This window comes from Actinomadura rubrisoli (genome assembly GCF_004349215.1).
Classification (GTDB): domain Bacteria; phylum Actinomycetota; class Actinomycetes; order Streptosporangiales; family Streptosporangiaceae; genus Spirillospora; species Spirillospora rubrisoli.
In genome coordinates, this window is record NZ_SMKU01000068.1 from 18,819 (window position 1) to 32,652 (window position 13,834).

The window sequence follows — 13,834 nt, forward strand, 5'->3', positions numbered from 1 at the left end:
CAGAAACTCATAGGAGGTTCCCCATGGACCAGGTGCGCATCGGCATCATCATGAACGGCGTCACGGGACGCATGGGCACGCGGCAGCACCTCGACCGGTCCATCGTGGCGATCCGGGAGCAGGGCGGGCTCGCGCTCCAGGACGGCCGCCGGCTGGTCCTCGACCCGATCCTGGTCGGGCGCAATCCGGCCAAGCTGGAGGAACTCGCCCGCCGCTACGGCATCGACCGCTGGACGGCCAGCCTCGACGACGCGCTCGCGAACGACGACGACGCGATCTACTTCGACGCGCAGACGACCAGCATGCGGGCCGAGTCGGTGCGCAAGGCCATCGCCGCGGGCAAGCACGTCTTCTGCGAGAAGCCGACGGCCGTCTCCCTCGACGAGGCGCTGGAACTCGCCCGGCTCGCCCGGGAGGCCGGCGTCAAGCACGGCGTCGTCCAGGACAAGCTGTTCCTGCCCGGCATCCGCAAGCTCAAGAGGCTGGTCGACGGCGGCTTCTTCGGCACGATGCTGAGCTTCCGGCTGAACTTCGGCTACTGGGTGTTCGAGGGCGACTGGCAGCACCCCAACCGCCCGTCATGGAACTACCGCAGCGAGGACGGCGGGGGCCTCGTCCTGGACATGTATCCGCACTGGCGCTACCTGATCGACAACGTCGTCTCGCCGATCAAGTCCGTCCTCTGCCACAGCGCGATCCACATCCCGAAGCGCTGGGACGAGGAGGGCAAGGCGTACGACTCCACGGCCGAGGACGCCGCCTACGGCCTGTTCGAGCTGGAGAACGGCGTCACCGCCCAGTTCACGACGTCCTGGGCCACCCGCCCCTACCGCGACGAGATCGGCGAGTGGCAGCTCGACGGCACGCACGGCAGCGCGGTCGCCGGGCTCCGCGAGTGCCGGGCCCAGGCGCGGGCCAACACGCCGATGCCGGTGTGGAACCCCGACATCCCCAACCCGATCGACTTCCGGGCGGGCTGGCTGGAGGTGCCCGACAACGAGCAGTTCGAGAACGCGTTCCGCGCCCAGTGGGAGATGTTCCTGCGGCACGTGGTCGAGGACGCGCCGTTCGACTGGGACCTGATGGAGGGCGCGAAGGGCGTCCAGCTCGCCGAGCTGGCGCTACGGTCGTCGCGCGAACGTCGCTGGATCGACGTTCCGGAGCTGGTGGTCGAGCCCGCGTGACCTCGATCCTGCTGCCCTCCGGCACCCGGCTGGAGAAGTACACGCCGCGGGGTCCGTCCCGGGCCCTGGCGACCCGCCGCGACGCGCCGCGCACGCGCCGTTCGTACGCGGCCGCGCACGTCGTGGCCGATCCGCTGGCCTCCACGGACCCGGTGCTCGATCCGGTGGTCGACTGGGACGCGACGCTGGCCTTCCGGCATCACCTGTGGGACCTCGGCCTCGGCGTCGCGGAGGCGATGGACACCGCGCAGCGCGGGATGGGGCTGCCGCCCGCCCGCGTCCGGGAGCTCATCGAGCGGTCGTGCCGGGAAGCGGCGAGCCGCGGCGCGCCCATCGCGTGCGGCGCGGGCACCGACGACCTGCCGGACGACCGGCCCGTCACCCTGGGGGAGATCGAGCGGTCCTACCTCCGCCAGTGCCGGTGGATCGAGGACGCGGGCGGGCAGGCCGTGCTGATGGCCAGCCGGGCGCTCTGCCGCACGGCGCGGTCGGCCGAGGACTACCTGTCGGTCTACTCCACCGTGCTCGGCTCGCTGACGCGGCCGGCGATCCTGCACTGGCTCGGCGACATGTTCGACCCGCGGCTCGGCGGCTACTGGGGCACGCGCGACCTCGACGCCGCCGCCGACACCGTCGTCCGGCTGGTCTCGGAGAACGCGCCGGCGGTGGACGGTGTCAAGGTCTCCCTGCTCGACGCCGGGCGCGAGGTCGCCCTGCGCCGCCGGCTCCCCGCGCCGGCGACGGTGTTCACCGGGGACGACTTCAACTATCCCGAGCTCATCAAGGGCGACGACCGGGGCCACAGCGACGCGCTGCTCGGCGCCTTCGACGCGATCGCACCGCTGGCGTCCGAGGCGCTGGCGCTCCTCGACGAGGGCGACGCCGACGGCTTCGACCGCGTGCTGGCGCCGACCGTGCCGCTGTCGAGAGCGATCTTCGAGGCCCCGACGTACCACTACAAGACGGGCATCGTCTTCCTCGCCTACCTGCGCGGGTTCCAGCCGCACTTCGTCATGCTCGGCGGACACCAGGGCGCCCGTTCCCTCAACCACCTCTCCCGCCTGTTCCGGCTCGCCGACGAGGCGGGGCTCATCGAGGACACCGAACTCGCGGCCGGCCGCATGCTCACCGTGCTCGCGGCCGCGGGGATCGACGGAAGGAGCGGCGCGTGAGCATCGAACGGCTCAGCGTCAACCAGATCACGGTGAAGCACTGGTCGTTCGAGGAGACCGTGCGCGGGCTGGCCCGCCACGGGATCGGCTGGCTCGGCGCCTGGACGGGGCCCGTGGAGGAGTACGGCACACGGCGGGCGGCGGCGCTGCTGCGCGACCACGGGGTGAAGGTGTCCAGCGTCTGCCGCGCCGGGTTCTTCACCGGCCGCAACCCAGACGGGGGCGGGCTCGACCGTGAGGCCAACCGCCGGGCCGTCGAGCTGACCGCGGCGATCGGCGGGGACGTGCTCTACCTCGTCAGCGGCGGTGTGCGCGACGACCTGGACCTGCCGCGGTCACGCGAGGCCGTGGCCGAGGGCATCGCCGAGCTGGTGCCGTACGCGGCGTCGGCGGGCGTCCGGCTCGCCGTCGAGCCGCTGCACCCGATGATGTGCGCCGAGCGGTCGGTCACGGTGACCCTCGGCCAGTCGCTCGACATCGTGGAGCGGTTCGAGCCCGCGCACGTCGGGCTCGCCGTGGACACCTACAACGTCTGGTGGGACCCCGCCCTCCACGCGTCCCTGGCCCGCGCCGGCGACCGGATCATCGGCTACCAGGTCTGCGACTGGCTGGTGCCCCAGCCGCATCCGACGTTCGGGCGAGGGATCCCGGGCGAGGGCGCCATCGACATCCCCTCGATCACCCGCGCGGTCGGCGCCGCCGGCTACACCGGTCCGATCGAGGTGGAGATCTTCAACGAGGGCGTGTGGGCGACGGACCCCGACGACGTCCTCGCGACGGTCGTCGCGGGCTTCGGCCGGCACGTCCTGGGCTGAGCCGGCGAGCGTCCCGGCGAGCGCCCTGGTAAGCGCCCTGGTGAGCCTCCGGCGCAGGCCGGGGGCTCACCGGGGCGCCGCAGCGCTGGCGCGCCTCGCCAGCGTCCCTTCGACCTCCACCACGTGCCGGGGGGACGGGGGACGCAGGGCGAGGTCCATCGCCGTCTCGCCGACCCGCTCCAGCGGGATCTCCACCGTGGCCAGCGGAGGCACCGCGTCGACCGCCGCGGGCAGGCCGCCGAACCCGGTCACCGACACCTCGTCCGGGACGGCGATCCCGTTCGAGCGCAGCCACGACATCGCGCCGAACGCCATCACGTCGGCGAGGGTCATCAGGCATCCCGGCGGGTTCGGGCGGCTCATCAGCGTCTGCGCTCCCGACAGCCCGCCCTCGCGCGACAGGTCGGTGTAGACGATGTCGTCGCGGCTCAGGACGATGCCGTGGTCCTTCAGGCCCTGCCGCAGACCCTGGAGGCGGTCCCGCACGGCGAGGAGCCGCAGCGGACCGGCGACCACGCCGAACGAGGTGTGCCCGAGCTCCACCATGGCCCCGGCCAGCCCGCGCATGCCGCCGATGTTGTCGATCTGGACGAGGTGGCCGATGTCGCGGCCGCGCGTCACCGAGACGACCGATCCGCCGGACTCCTGGTAGGCCGCCAGCTCGGCCCGCATGGCGGCGTTGTGGGCGGTGTCGCGGAAGGCGCTGCCAGCGAGGACGAGCGCCCTGACCCGCTGGCCGATGAGCCGTTTGACGTATTCGAGCTCGCGGGCCGGGTCGCGGTAGGTGCACACCATGCTGACCAGGAGGTCCTCCCGCTCGGCCACCGAGATGACCCCGCCGCTCAGCATGGCGAAGTAGCTGTCGCGGACGTCGTGGACGACGAGCCCGACGTTCGTCGAGGACGATGTGGCGAGCGCGCGGGCGTGGGGGTTGGCCCGGTAGCCCAGCTCGGCCGCGGCGGCGAGTACCCGCTCGCGCAGCGCGGCCCGGCCGCCGTAGTCCGGGTCGCTCAGCATCCGCGACGCCGTCGCGATGGAGACGCCGGCGCGCGCGGCGACGTCCTGCAGTCGGACCAGGGTGCGGTCGGCCATGGAGTCGCTTCCTTCCGGGTGCGGTCCGTCTATCGTGGCCGAATCCGTAAGCGCTTACAACTCCGCCTCCTGACGCGCGTCACCGCGCCGATTCACGTTGCTAGCGACAGAAGCTGAAAACGCTTGCCGCGGAGCAGGGCCGCTCTCCTGCGGGCGACCCTGCTCCGCGGCACTCACGGCCAGTGGGCGCCGTCAGCCGCCGGGAACCGCCGTCAGCCGCCGTCGCCCCCCGGGAGCCGCATCAGGCGCTGGATATTGCGGTGGTAGATCTGATCGCGTGCGGTGTCGGTGATGTCCAGCGCGTCGAGGACGCGGATGGTCTCGCGGACGTAGAGCGGGCCGCCCTCCGGGTCGAAAGGGCAGTCGGTGCCGAAGAGCACGTGGTCGGCGCCGAAGAAGTCCAGGCCGCAGCGGGTTCCGATGGCGGAGCCGGACAGGGAGGTGTCGGCGTAGAACCGGTGGAAGTGGTCGAGCAGCCGACGGGGCGCGCTCCGCAGGCGCTCGTGCTCCTCGCCGGAGGTGCGGCTGCCGAGCTGGTCGCTCCAGCCCAGCCCGATCCGGCCCTCCAGATACGGGATCATGGCGCCCATGTGGTGGGTGATGACCTTGAGGTCGGGGTGCCGTTCGAACAGGCCGGAGAAGACCAGGCGGGCCATGGCCGCGCTCGTCTCGTACGGCCAGCCGAACGCCCACCAGATCTCGTACTGGGAGGTGTCCTCGGTGGCGTAGTCGGCGAACCCGGCGGTGCGCGCCGGATGCATCCAGACGGGCAGATCGCGCGCGGCCATCGTGTCGAACACGGGCCGGAACTCGGGGTCGTCCAGGGGGCGTCCGTTGACGTTGGTGAACACCTGCACGCCGCGGGCCCCGAGCTCGTCGATGGCGAACGCCATCTCGCCGGGGACGGCGTCCGGAGCGTTCATCGGCAGCGACGCGACGAAGGCCGGGAACCGGTCGGGGTACTTGTCGCACAGCTCGCGCATCGACTCGTTGGCGAGCCGCGCCAGCGCCGGGGACTCGGCCGGGCCCGCGAGCAGCTCGATGGGCGGCGAGGAGAGCGTGAGCACCTGCTGGTAGCCGTCGCCGAACTCGTCCATGATCCGCAGCCGCTCGTCGACGTCGTGCAGCGCGGGCAGCTCCAGCCAGCGTTTGAAGGCCGACGGGTCGGCGATCTGCCGCATCCGCTCGAAGTACGGCTGGGGAAGGATGTGGCTGTAGGCGTCGATCTTCATCGGTTTCCTCTCGTTACCTGCGGAACCCAGCGGGTGAGCCTTCGGTCGACGGCCTGCACCAGGCCCACCGCGCCGAGCGCGACCGCGATGATCACCAGGAGGACGGCCAGGACCCCGGCGCCGTCGAACCTCCCGCCCGCCTGGGTGACGACCCGGCCCAGGCCGACGACGGCGATGAACATCTCGCCGTTGATCATTCCGGTGACGGCGCGCCCGACGCCGAGCCGGACACCCGCCATGATCATGGGCGCGGCGGCCGGCAGCATGACGCGCAGCATCAGCTGGGTCTCGCCGGCGCCGTAGGAGCGCGCCATCTCCACCAGGTGCGCCGGCACGGACTGGATCGCCGACGCCGTGTTGATGACGATGACGAACATCGCGTACATGACCACGACGGCGACGATCGAGCCGCGGCCCTCTCCGAGCAGCGAGAAGAAGATCGGCGCGAAGACCAGCGACGGCGCGGTGAGCAGCGCGTACACGTACACGCCGAGGGCCGCCTCGACCTTGCGGTAGCGGCCCATGGCGGCCCCGACGACCAGGCCGGCGACCAGGGACAGGGCGAACCCCAGGACCAGGTTGACGAGGCTGTCGCGCAGGCTGCTGAAGATCAGCCCGCTGGACGCCATGTCGGCCAGCCGGCGCACCACCGCGCTGAGCGGGGGGAAGAACGACGCGTCCGACAGCCGTCCGATCAGCTCCCAGGCGGCTGCGGCGGCGGCCAGGCTGACGGGGGCCGCGGGCAGGCGCCGCCAGGACGGCCGGCCGCGTCCTCCGCGTGCGGCGCCGCGGCGTTCGGCGAGTGCGCTCATCGGGCCGCCTTCGCCGGGCGGTGCTCCTCGTGCATGTCGCGCAGCCGGTCCCACAGGTACGCCGTGATCTCGACATAGCGGCTGGAGCGTTCGAGGGCGCCGACGTCGTTGGAACGCGGCCGTTCCAACGGAATGGGGACGATCTCGGCGATCTGGCCGGGGCGGGCGCTCATCAGGACGACGCGGTCGCCCAGCAGGACCGCCTCCTCCATGCTGTGGGTGATGAACACGACGGTCAGCCGGTGCTCCTCCCAGATGGACAGCAGCTCCTCCTGGAGCAGGCGGCGGGTCTGCTCGTCCACCGCGCCGAACGGCTCGTCCATGAGCAGCACCTGCGGCCGCACGGCGAGGGCGCGGGCGATGCCCACGCGCTGCTGCATGCCGCCGGACAGCTCACCCGGCCGTTTGGTCTCGAAGCCCGACAGCCCCACCATGCCGATCAGCTCGCGCGCGCGTTCCTCGCGCTCGGCGCGGCCGACGCCGCGCATCCGGAGCCCGAAGGCCACGTTGTCCAGGACGGTCGCCCAGGGGAGCAGGGCGAAGTTCTGGAAGACCATGCTGCGGTCGGGCCCCGGCCCGCGCACCGGTTCGCCGTCGATGACGATGTCGCCGCCGTCCCAGGGGATGAGGCCCGCGACGGCCTTCAGCAGCGTGGTCTTGCCGCAACCGCTGGGCCCGAGCACCGTCAGGAACTCGTTGCGGCGGACGTCGAGGTCGACGTCGTGCAGCGCCTCGACGGCCCCGCCGTCCTGACCGGTGAAGGTCTTGCGCAGTCCACGGATCTCGATCATCGGTCGCTCCTTGCCGTGGTGGTCCGTGCCCATCGGGTCAGCTTGCGTTCGGCCCACCGCGCGAGGGAGATCAGCAGCAGCGCCTCCGCCACGATGATCACGATGGTGCCGTACAGGAGGGGGGCCTGGAACAGGCCGCGGTACTCCAGGATCATTCCGCCGAGCGCGTCGGAGACCATGAGCAACTCGACGATCACCATGCCGGTGACCGCGCGTCCGAGGCCCAGCCGGATGCCCGTCATGATCGCCGGGAGCGCGCCCGGCAGCAGGACCCGCGTCCAGATGCGCCGCTCGCCGGCCCCGAACGAGCGGGCCATCTCGATGAGCGCCGGATCGACCTGCCGGACCCCGGCGCGGGCGTTCACCACCACCATCACGATCGAGAAGATCGTGACGAGGATGACCCGCGAGGCCAGCCCGAAGCCCACCGCCATCACCAGCAGCGGGATGATCGCCGCCATCGGGGTGACCAGCAGGATGTTGAGGTAGACGTCCGCCAGCCGCTCCAGCGCGCGGAACCGGCCGAGCAGGATGCCCGCCGGCACGCCGGCGGCGACGGTGACGCCGAAGCCGAGGACCAGCGCCTGGTTGCTGACGTACATGGCCCGCCACAGCTCCCCGCTGCCCAGCAGCTCGACCGTCGCCTCGACGGTCTCGAAGAAGCCGGGGATCAGCAGGCCGCCGCGCTGCCGGACGTAGAGCTCCCAGCCCGCCGCGAGCACGACGAACGTCAGCAGCTGGTACGGCAGGTTTCGGTCGGCGATGCGCCGCAGGACGCCGGGCCGCCGCGCCGGGCGGGGCCCCGCCCTGGTCCCGGACCGTCCGCGCGGCGACCGGGCCTTCGTCGCGGCGGTCATGCGGCCGCGCCCACGAAGGTCAGGTCGGCCGCGTCCCTCGCGGTCATGCCCCGGTCGATCACGCCGGCCCGGACGAAGAAGTCGATGGTGCCCTGGACGTTCCGCTCCGTCAGGGCCCTCGCGTTGAACAGCTTGGCCTGGACGTACCGTTCGGCGACCTCCGCCATCTCGGCGCCGCCCTCCTCCGGCAGGTACCTGGCCGCGAGCCCCACCAGGTACCGCGGATCCTTGTTGATCTTCGCGTGCTCGTCGGCGAGTGCGCTCACGAAGACCTGCGCCACGTCCCTGTGCTCGGTGATGAAGTCCGTGTTGGCGTAGACGGTCTGCGGGTGCAGGTCCGGCAGGCTCCTGGCGAAGTCGACGATCTTGGCGAACCGGGCTCCTCCGGACGCCTTCTTCTCCAGGGCGACCGCGTCGGCGACCTCCAGCGCCGTCGCGTCGATCCGGCCGGTGACGAGCGCCTGGGCGCGGACGTCGGAACCGCCGATCGTCAAGTATTTGGGACGATCGCCGGAGCCGCAGTTGGCCTTCACCCACTCCTTGATCATCGCGGTGGCGGTCGCGCCCTCGCTGAAGATCCCGAGCGGGCGCCCGACCAGCTGGCCGCAGGAGGAGATGCCGGGCTTGCCGTAGACCGCCCACTGGTTGCCGATCGCATCAGCGATGATCTTGATGGGCGCGTCGCGTTCGACGGCGAGCAGGGCGGAGCTCGTCGCCTCCGCCGAGATCGCGTAGTCGCCCTTGGCCAGCCCCTCGATGGTCAGCTCGGGTTCGGCCAGCTCAACGACCTTGACCGTGTGGCCCTGCCGGCGGACGACGTCGATGGCGGCGAGGATCGGCACGGTCGTGATGTCCGGCTCCGTGATCGCGATCTTGAATGAGAGCTTTCCGTCCTCCTTGACCTCGGCCGCGCCTCCGCCGCCGCAGCCGGCCAGAGTGCAGAGCGTCGCGAGCGCGGCGAACCGTCTGAGAAGAGTTCGGGCGTGCACAGCCTCCTCCTTCGAGGTCGCGCCGTTGGCCCCGGCCCTGCACCGATCTGCGAAGACTGAGGTCACCGGCTAGGCAAACGTATGCCTTGCCTGGGCATGTTAGTGAGCTGGACCATCCTTCTGTCAAGAAAAGCCCGGAATATAGGTGCAAACGGGCCGTGAGACGTTGTTCTCCGCCGCCGCTCCGTGGCATAGTTAGGAAAACGTTCTCCTAGGGAAGTGATCGTGAGCTCACTGGCGGAAGTCGCCCGCGTGGCGGGAGTGTCGGTCTCCACCGCGTCACGGGTGCTGGCCGGATCCAGCCACCCCATCTCGGCCAAGACGCGGGCCAAGGTCATGGCGGTCGCCGACGAGCTGGGCTACTCGCCCAGCGCCCTGGCCCGCGCCCTGGTCTCGCGCAGCAGCCGCCTCCTGGGCGTGCTCGTGAGCGACATCGTCAACCCCTACTTCTCCGTCATCGCCCGCGGGGTGGACGATGTGGCCAGCCGCGCGGGCTACGTCACGATGCTGTGCAACGTCGACCGCCGCACCACCACGGAGATCACCCGGTTGCGGACCATGCGGGACTACCGCGCCGCCGGCGTCATCTTCGCGGGCAGCGGCTATGTCGACGACCCGAGGGAGCCGGACCTCGCCGAGGCCGTCGGCGAGGCGCGGGCCCAGGGCATCCACGCGGTGTCGCTCGCCGCCCGCGGCATCGGCTGCCCCGTCATCGCCGCCGACGCCCAGGCCGCCGCCTACGAGATCACCGACTACCTCGTCTCGCTCGGCCACCGCCGGATCGCGTTCATCGAGGGGCCGGAGGGCATGGTGGCCACCCGGCAGCGCCGGGACGGCTTCCTCGCCTGCATGCGCGACGCCGGCCTCGCCGAGAGCGCGCACTGCCGTCCCGGCGGTTTCGACTATGAGGCCGGGCACGCCGCGACGCTGCGCCTCATCGCGCGCCCGCCGCTGCCCGACGCCGTCATCGCGGCCAACGACGAGGCCGCCGTCGGTGCGCTCAACGCGCTGCGGCAGGCGCGCATCGACGTGCCGGGCGAGGTCTCCGTGGCCGGCATCGACGACCTCAGGGTCGCCCGCTTCGTCGGCCTGACCACGGTCAGCCTGCCGCTCTACGAGATGGGCGCCATGGCCGCCCGCCACATCATCGACACTCCGCCGGAAACCGCCGCCGCCGTCCCGGCCGAGACCACCACCCTGAGCCACCGGCTGATCCCCCGCGAGACCACCGCCCGGCGCCCCGGGTGACGGCGGTCTCGCGCGGGCCTCACGAAATGACCGGATTCGATGGCGTCCGATTCACCCTGAGCGGGTAGGCGGACGCGGCGGGCTCAGGGGGTGGCGGATCCTGCTGGTACGAGCGTGGGGATCGCCTGGTTGTGCCGATCCACCCAGCTGGTCAGGGCCGTGCGGCAGGCGTGGTCGAGGTGCCGCAGACCCGCCAGGTCCAGCTCAAGCGGCCGGTGACGGGGCAGCTCTTCCAGCGTGTCGATGATCTGCGGCAGCCGCAGGAAGGTGGCGTTGCCGGTGAGCGTGACGCGGATCGGGTGCGGGGACGCGTCGCCGGTGTCGTCCGTCCCGTGGACTTCGATGTGGAGGTGCGAGGTGTCCCAGGCCGATTTGACCACTGCCAGCAGCAGACCGAGCAGGACGCCCTCGAACAGGTTGAGCGCCACCACGGCGACCGCGGTGACGGCCAGGATGACCGCTTCGCCCCGGTGCTCCCGCCACAGGGGGCGCAGTTGCGTGAAGGGGACGAGTTTCCAGCCGGCGAACACGAGCACGCCCGCGAGGGCGGCGAGCGGGATGATCTTCAGCACGGCCGGGAACAGCACCGCGAAGAGCAGGAGCCAGAAGCCGTGCAGGACCCGGGACGCCTTGGTCCGCGCGCCCGCCTGGACGTTGGCCGAGCTGCGCACGATCACCGCCGTCATCGGCAGGGCGCCCAGCGCGCCGCACACGGTGTTGCCGACACCCTGGGCCATGAGCTCCTTGTCGTAGTCGGTGCGCGGACCGTCGTGCATCCGGTCCACGGCGGCGGCGCTGAACAGGCTCTCGGCGGACGAGATGAGCGCGAACGCCACAACGGTGCCCATCACGCCGACTTCGGCGAGCCGAGCCAGATCGTCGCCGCCCGGCGGCTGGATCGAGCCGAGCAGTCCCTGTACCCGCAGCCTCGCCACCGGCAGGTCCAGCAGCGACGATGCGCCCGTCGCCACCGCGACGGCCGCCAGGGGCGCCGGTACCGCGCGGAGCCGTTCGGGCATGCGCGGCCATCCGATCAGCAACCCGATCGTCGCGGCACCGACGCCGAGAGCGGACAATGCGGTGGCCGATCCGGCGCTGTCCATCAGCAACTCCGGGACGCCGGCGAGCTTGGCGACACCTGACGCGGGTGCGGTCGCGCCGGCCATCGCGTACAGCTGTCCGGCGATGATGGTGAGGCCGATGCCGGCGAGCATGCCCTCGACCACCGCCACCGAGATGGCCCGGAACCAGCGGCCCATCCGGAGCACGCCGAGCAGTACCTGCAGCAGGCCCGCCGCCAGGACCACCGCGCCGAGGACGCTGAGGCCGTATTCGTGGACGGCCTCGTAGACGAGGACGGTCAAGCCGGCGGCCGGGCCGCTGACCTGGAGGCTGCTGCCGGGCAGCAGCCCCACCACGAGTCCGCCGACGATGCCGGTGATCAGGCCGAGCCCGGCGGGGACGCCGGAGGCGACCGCCACTCCCGCGCACAGCGGCAGCGCGACCAGGAAGACCACCAGCGACGCGGAGATCTCGCCCCGCAGGAGCCGGGGAGATCGCAAGAGTGTGGGGAGCATCGGATCCTCGCTACAGGGGGAGGAAGGCGTCGGTGTCCGGCCGGTGCACGAGGACTGATCCGGTGTGGACCTCGTAGTACCAGGCGTGCAAGGTGATCCGGCCGTCCTCGGTACGCCGCTGCACACTGGGATACCGGCGCAGCCGTCCCAGCTGGGCGAGCACATGGCTCTGCGCCGCCGCCGCGAGATCACCGCCCGGGGGCCCACCGGACGCCGCGCCGTCCTGTCCGGGGGCGAGCGGCCGGACGCCCGGCGATCCGTCGGCGACCTCGGCCAGCCACCCGCGGAGTACGGGTGCGGCGCCCAGATCACCGGCGCCGAGCAGAGCGCCGACGGCGCCGCAGTGCGAGTGCCCGCAGACGACGATGTCGGCCACGCCGAGCACCTCGACGGCGAACTCGATGGTGGCGACTTCACCGGCGGGACGGTCCAGGCGGTACCGGGGAACGATGTTCCCGGCAGTGCGCAGTTCGAACAGCTCGCCTGGGCGGGCCCCGGTGAACAGCGAGGGGACCACCCGCGAGTCGGAGCAGCTGATGAACAGCGCCAGGGGCGATTGGCCTGCGGCGAGCCGGTGGAAATCCTCGCCGTGCCGGACCACGTACTCGCGGAAGGAACGCGCATTGTCAATAAAAGTACGCATGCGAAACACACACCTCGAAGAACCGTCAGATCGCCGACGGAAGCATGGACTGAATTCGCTGTGATCAAATCGGATGCACGATGGATCCCGTCACGGCGCCGACAGAGGTACATGCGTATCGACGAGGTCGTCTCACATGTGTGTCGAACACCCGGGAATACCGATGCCCTGCCTCAGGGCGCGGTGCACTCCGAAAAGAAGATCGGACGCCTGTGGGCGGACCTCAGCAGCGGAAGACCTGCAGAAGTGCGAGGATGCGCGCGGTCTGCCCACTGATCATGTAGACGGATTTGCCGACACGGCGCATGACCGCGCTCGCCTCGGCGGCGCGCTGCATGGCGGAGGATGAGGGAGCGTCGGACGCCCTGACCAGTTGTGGGGCCACGGTCCTGCTGCCCAGCCGGATGGTGAGATGTTCGGGCGACTTCCGCTCCGACCGCTCTGTCTCGCAGCCGTCGTCCAAGGTGGCCGCGTCGGCCTTCCGTGGATTCTCCACCAGTGCCAGCGTCGGTGCCGCGGGTTGATCGGAGTTCACCGGGCGCAGGTAGGTGCTGGATACCAGGTGAAGGCATCCGCATATGACGACGACACAAAGAGCGACAGCACGCTGTAATGATCTGTGCCGAACCACTCTCGGTGGCCTCCGTCCCGACTCGCGCGGTTGCCCTGGCTGCTCGTGACGCTCGATTGCACAGCCTACACGGAATCTTTGATCGACGGGCAATGAGGTGATCATCTTCACTGGGCCCGACGCGGAGGCGACGAGGCCGCCCGGTGGCCTCAAGCGAGTTATTGGATTCTCTCAATAACAGGGAAGAAAGTATGTGAGTCATGCAGGTAAGACTGAATGTCAGAGGCCTCTTCGATCGCGGCGCTATCCACCGACGACCCTGCCTGCTGTTGCGCGCTCACATGCGGCAGCGGCGTGACCAGTACCGGCACCAAGAAGCCGTGCACATCCAGCGTGCACGGCTTCTGGCGCAGAACCCGGCCGAGGTCGTCGGCGGGCCTGGGCTGGTAGCCGCCGCCGAGCAGGGCGCGGAGGTACCGGTTGAGATCGCCCGGACTGGTGATCAGCGCGCCGGCGGCGTCGCCGAGGGACTGGTTCTGGACGGTGGCGTCCACCAGGCGCTCACCGGGGGTGAAGCGTGTGTAGCCGTGGGTTCGCGGGGCCGGGAGGAAGGGCGACCGGCTGGGCGCGTGCTGGGGCGGGTGCTTCATCGCCATCGCGACGAGCTGCTCGGGACGGAAAGCCTTGAAGCGTTCGGCGCGCCGGCCTTCCTCGGTCCTGCTACCTAGGTGGTGTCTGACAACTCGTGGTGGCGGAGCCAGAGGATGAGGCTGGCCAGTAGCAGGCCGCTGCGGTAGCGGCTGGCCAGTTTGTCGTACCGTGCGGCGATGGCGCGGAACTGCTTGAGTTTT

General features: G+C 71.0%; 14 protein-coding genes. 4 read left to right on the forward strand and 10 right to left on the reverse strand.

Translation table 11 applies throughout. From position 1 onward, the window contains the following. Positions 1 to 23 precede the first annotated feature (23 nt). The 3 genes from E1298_RS15695 to E1298_RS15705 are packed head-to-tail and all read left to right on the forward strand — an operon-like array spanning position 24 to position 3,171. Positions 24 to 1,184, forward strand: coding sequence for a Gfo/Idh/MocA family protein (locus E1298_RS15695; protein WP_131893807.1), 1,161 nt, complete (start codon positions 24 to 26; stop codon positions 1,182 to 1,184). Next, entirely contained in the window at positions 1,181 to 2,356 is a 1,176-nt protein-coding gene (locus tag E1298_RS15700) for a dihydrodipicolinate synthase family protein (RefSeq protein WP_131893809.1), read from the forward strand. Before E1298_RS15695 ends, E1298_RS15700 begins: the two co-directional genes overlap by 4 nt. After that, positions 2,353 to 3,171 carry a sugar phosphate isomerase/epimerase family protein gene (locus tag E1298_RS15705; RefSeq protein WP_207944645.1) on the forward strand — a complete coding sequence of 273 codons (819 nt, stop codon included), beginning with the start codon at positions 2,353 to 2,355 and terminating at the stop codon, positions 3,169 to 3,171. The genes E1298_RS15700 and E1298_RS15705 overlap by 4 nt, the downstream gene beginning before the upstream one ends. A gap of 66 nt (positions 3,172 to 3,237) precedes the next feature. Here the strand turns inward: E1298_RS15705 and E1298_RS15710 are convergent, their stop codons facing one another. The 6 genes from E1298_RS15710 to E1298_RS15735 form a co-directional block, all read right to left on the reverse strand. Next, the gene (locus tag E1298_RS15710) at positions 3,238 to 4,263 is read right to left on the reverse strand and encodes a LacI family DNA-binding transcriptional regulator (protein WP_131893811.1); all 1,026 of its coding nucleotides are present in this window, start codon (positions 4,261 to 4,263) and stop codon (positions 3,238 to 3,240) included. A 212-nt stretch (positions 4,264 to 4,475) separates the two neighbouring features. Further along, positions 4,476 to 5,495 carry an amidohydrolase family protein gene (locus tag E1298_RS15715; RefSeq protein WP_131893813.1) on the reverse strand — a complete coding sequence of 340 codons (1,020 nt, stop codon included), beginning with the start codon at positions 5,493 to 5,495 and terminating at the stop codon, positions 4,476 to 4,478. Then, positions 5,492 to 6,307 (reverse strand): ABC transporter permease, encoded by an 816-nt coding sequence (locus tag E1298_RS15720; RefSeq protein WP_131893815.1) that lies wholly within the window; start codon positions 6,305 to 6,307, stop codon positions 5,492 to 5,494. The genes E1298_RS15715 and E1298_RS15720 overlap by 4 nt, the downstream gene beginning before the upstream one ends. Beyond that, positions 6,304 to 7,098: an ABC transporter ATP-binding protein gene (locus tag E1298_RS15725; protein WP_131893817.1), complete on the reverse strand. Its 795-nt coding sequence runs from the start codon at positions 7,096 to 7,098 to the stop codon at positions 6,304 to 6,306. The genes E1298_RS15720 and E1298_RS15725 overlap by 4 nt, the downstream gene beginning before the upstream one ends. Then, the gene (locus tag E1298_RS15730) at positions 7,095 to 7,955 is read right to left on the reverse strand and encodes an ABC transporter permease (RefSeq protein ID WP_131893819.1); all 861 of its coding nucleotides are present in this window, start codon (positions 7,953 to 7,955) and stop codon (positions 7,095 to 7,097) included. The genes E1298_RS15725 and E1298_RS15730 overlap by 4 nt, the downstream gene beginning before the upstream one ends. After that, the gene (locus E1298_RS15735) at positions 7,952 to 8,944 is read right to left on the reverse strand and encodes an ABC transporter substrate-binding protein (RefSeq protein ID WP_131893821.1); all 993 of its coding nucleotides are present in this window, start codon (positions 8,942 to 8,944) and stop codon (positions 7,952 to 7,954) included. The genes E1298_RS15730 and E1298_RS15735 overlap by 4 nt, the downstream gene beginning before the upstream one ends. A 225-nt stretch (positions 8,945 to 9,169) precedes the next feature. Between E1298_RS15735 and E1298_RS15740 the strand changes: the two genes are divergently transcribed. After that, positions 9,170 to 10,192 (forward strand): LacI family DNA-binding transcriptional regulator, encoded by a 1,023-nt coding sequence (locus tag E1298_RS15740; protein ID WP_131893823.1) that lies wholly within the window; start codon positions 9,170 to 9,172, stop codon positions 10,190 to 10,192. An 83-nt stretch (positions 10,193 to 10,275) separates the two neighbouring features. On the opposite strand, the gene E1298_RS15745 is transcribed toward E1298_RS15740, so the two are convergent. The 4 genes from E1298_RS15745 to E1298_RS15760 all read right to left on the reverse strand — a co-directional run bounded on the left by E1298_RS15745 (position 10,276) and on the right by E1298_RS15760 (position 13,537). Beyond that, positions 10,276 to 11,769, reverse strand: a complete 1,494-nt coding sequence (locus E1298_RS15745) for a SulP family inorganic anion transporter (protein WP_131893825.1) — start codon at positions 11,767 to 11,769, stop codon at positions 10,276 to 10,278. Between the two features lie 10 nt (positions 11,770 to 11,779). Beyond that, the gene (locus E1298_RS15750; protein WP_131893827.1) at positions 11,780 to 12,412 is read right to left on the reverse strand and encodes a carbonic anhydrase; all 633 of its coding nucleotides are present in this window, start codon (positions 12,410 to 12,412) and stop codon (positions 11,780 to 11,782) included. A gap of 223 nt (positions 12,413 to 12,635) precedes the next feature. After that, positions 12,636 to 12,908: a hypothetical protein gene (locus E1298_RS15755; protein WP_131893829.1), complete on the reverse strand. Its 273-nt coding sequence runs from the start codon at positions 12,906 to 12,908 to the stop codon at positions 12,636 to 12,638. A gap of 293 nt (positions 12,909 to 13,201) precedes the next feature. Continuing rightward, complete coding sequence (locus E1298_RS15760; RefSeq protein ID WP_131893831.1) at positions 13,202 to 13,537, reverse strand: hypothetical protein; 336 nt, start codon at positions 13,535 to 13,537, stop codon at positions 13,202 to 13,204. Between the last annotated feature and the right edge of the window lie 297 nt (positions 13,538 to 13,834).

Coding starts and splice junctions, on each gene's coding strand:
- E1298_RS15695 (WP_131893807.1), top strand. CDS start 24: ATGGACCAGGTGCGCATCGGCATCATCATGAACGGCGTCACGGGACGC.
- E1298_RS15710 (WP_131893811.1), bottom strand. CDS start 4,263: ATGGCCGACCGCACCCTGGTCCGACTGCAGGACGTCGCCGCGCGCGCC.
- E1298_RS15715 (WP_131893813.1), bottom strand. CDS start 5,495: ATGAAGATCGACGCCTACAGCCACATCCTTCCCCAGCCGTACTTCGAG.
- E1298_RS15720 (WP_131893815.1), bottom strand. CDS start 6,307: ATGAGCGCACTCGCCGAACGCCGCGGCGCCGCACGCGGAGGACGCGGC.
- E1298_RS15725 (WP_131893817.1), bottom strand. CDS start 7,098: ATGATCGAGATCCGTGGACTGCGCAAGACCTTCACCGGTCAGGACGGC.
- E1298_RS15730 (WP_131893819.1), bottom strand. CDS start 7,955: ATGACCGCCGCGACGAAGGCCCGGTCGCCGCGCGGACGGTCCGGGACC.
- E1298_RS15745 (WP_131893825.1), bottom strand. CDS start 11,769: ATGCTCCCCACACTCTTGCGATCTCCCCGGCTCCTGCGGGGCGAGATC.
- E1298_RS15750 (WP_131893827.1), bottom strand. CDS start 12,412: ATGCGTACTTTTATTGACAATGCGCGTTCCTTCCGCGAGTACGTGGTC.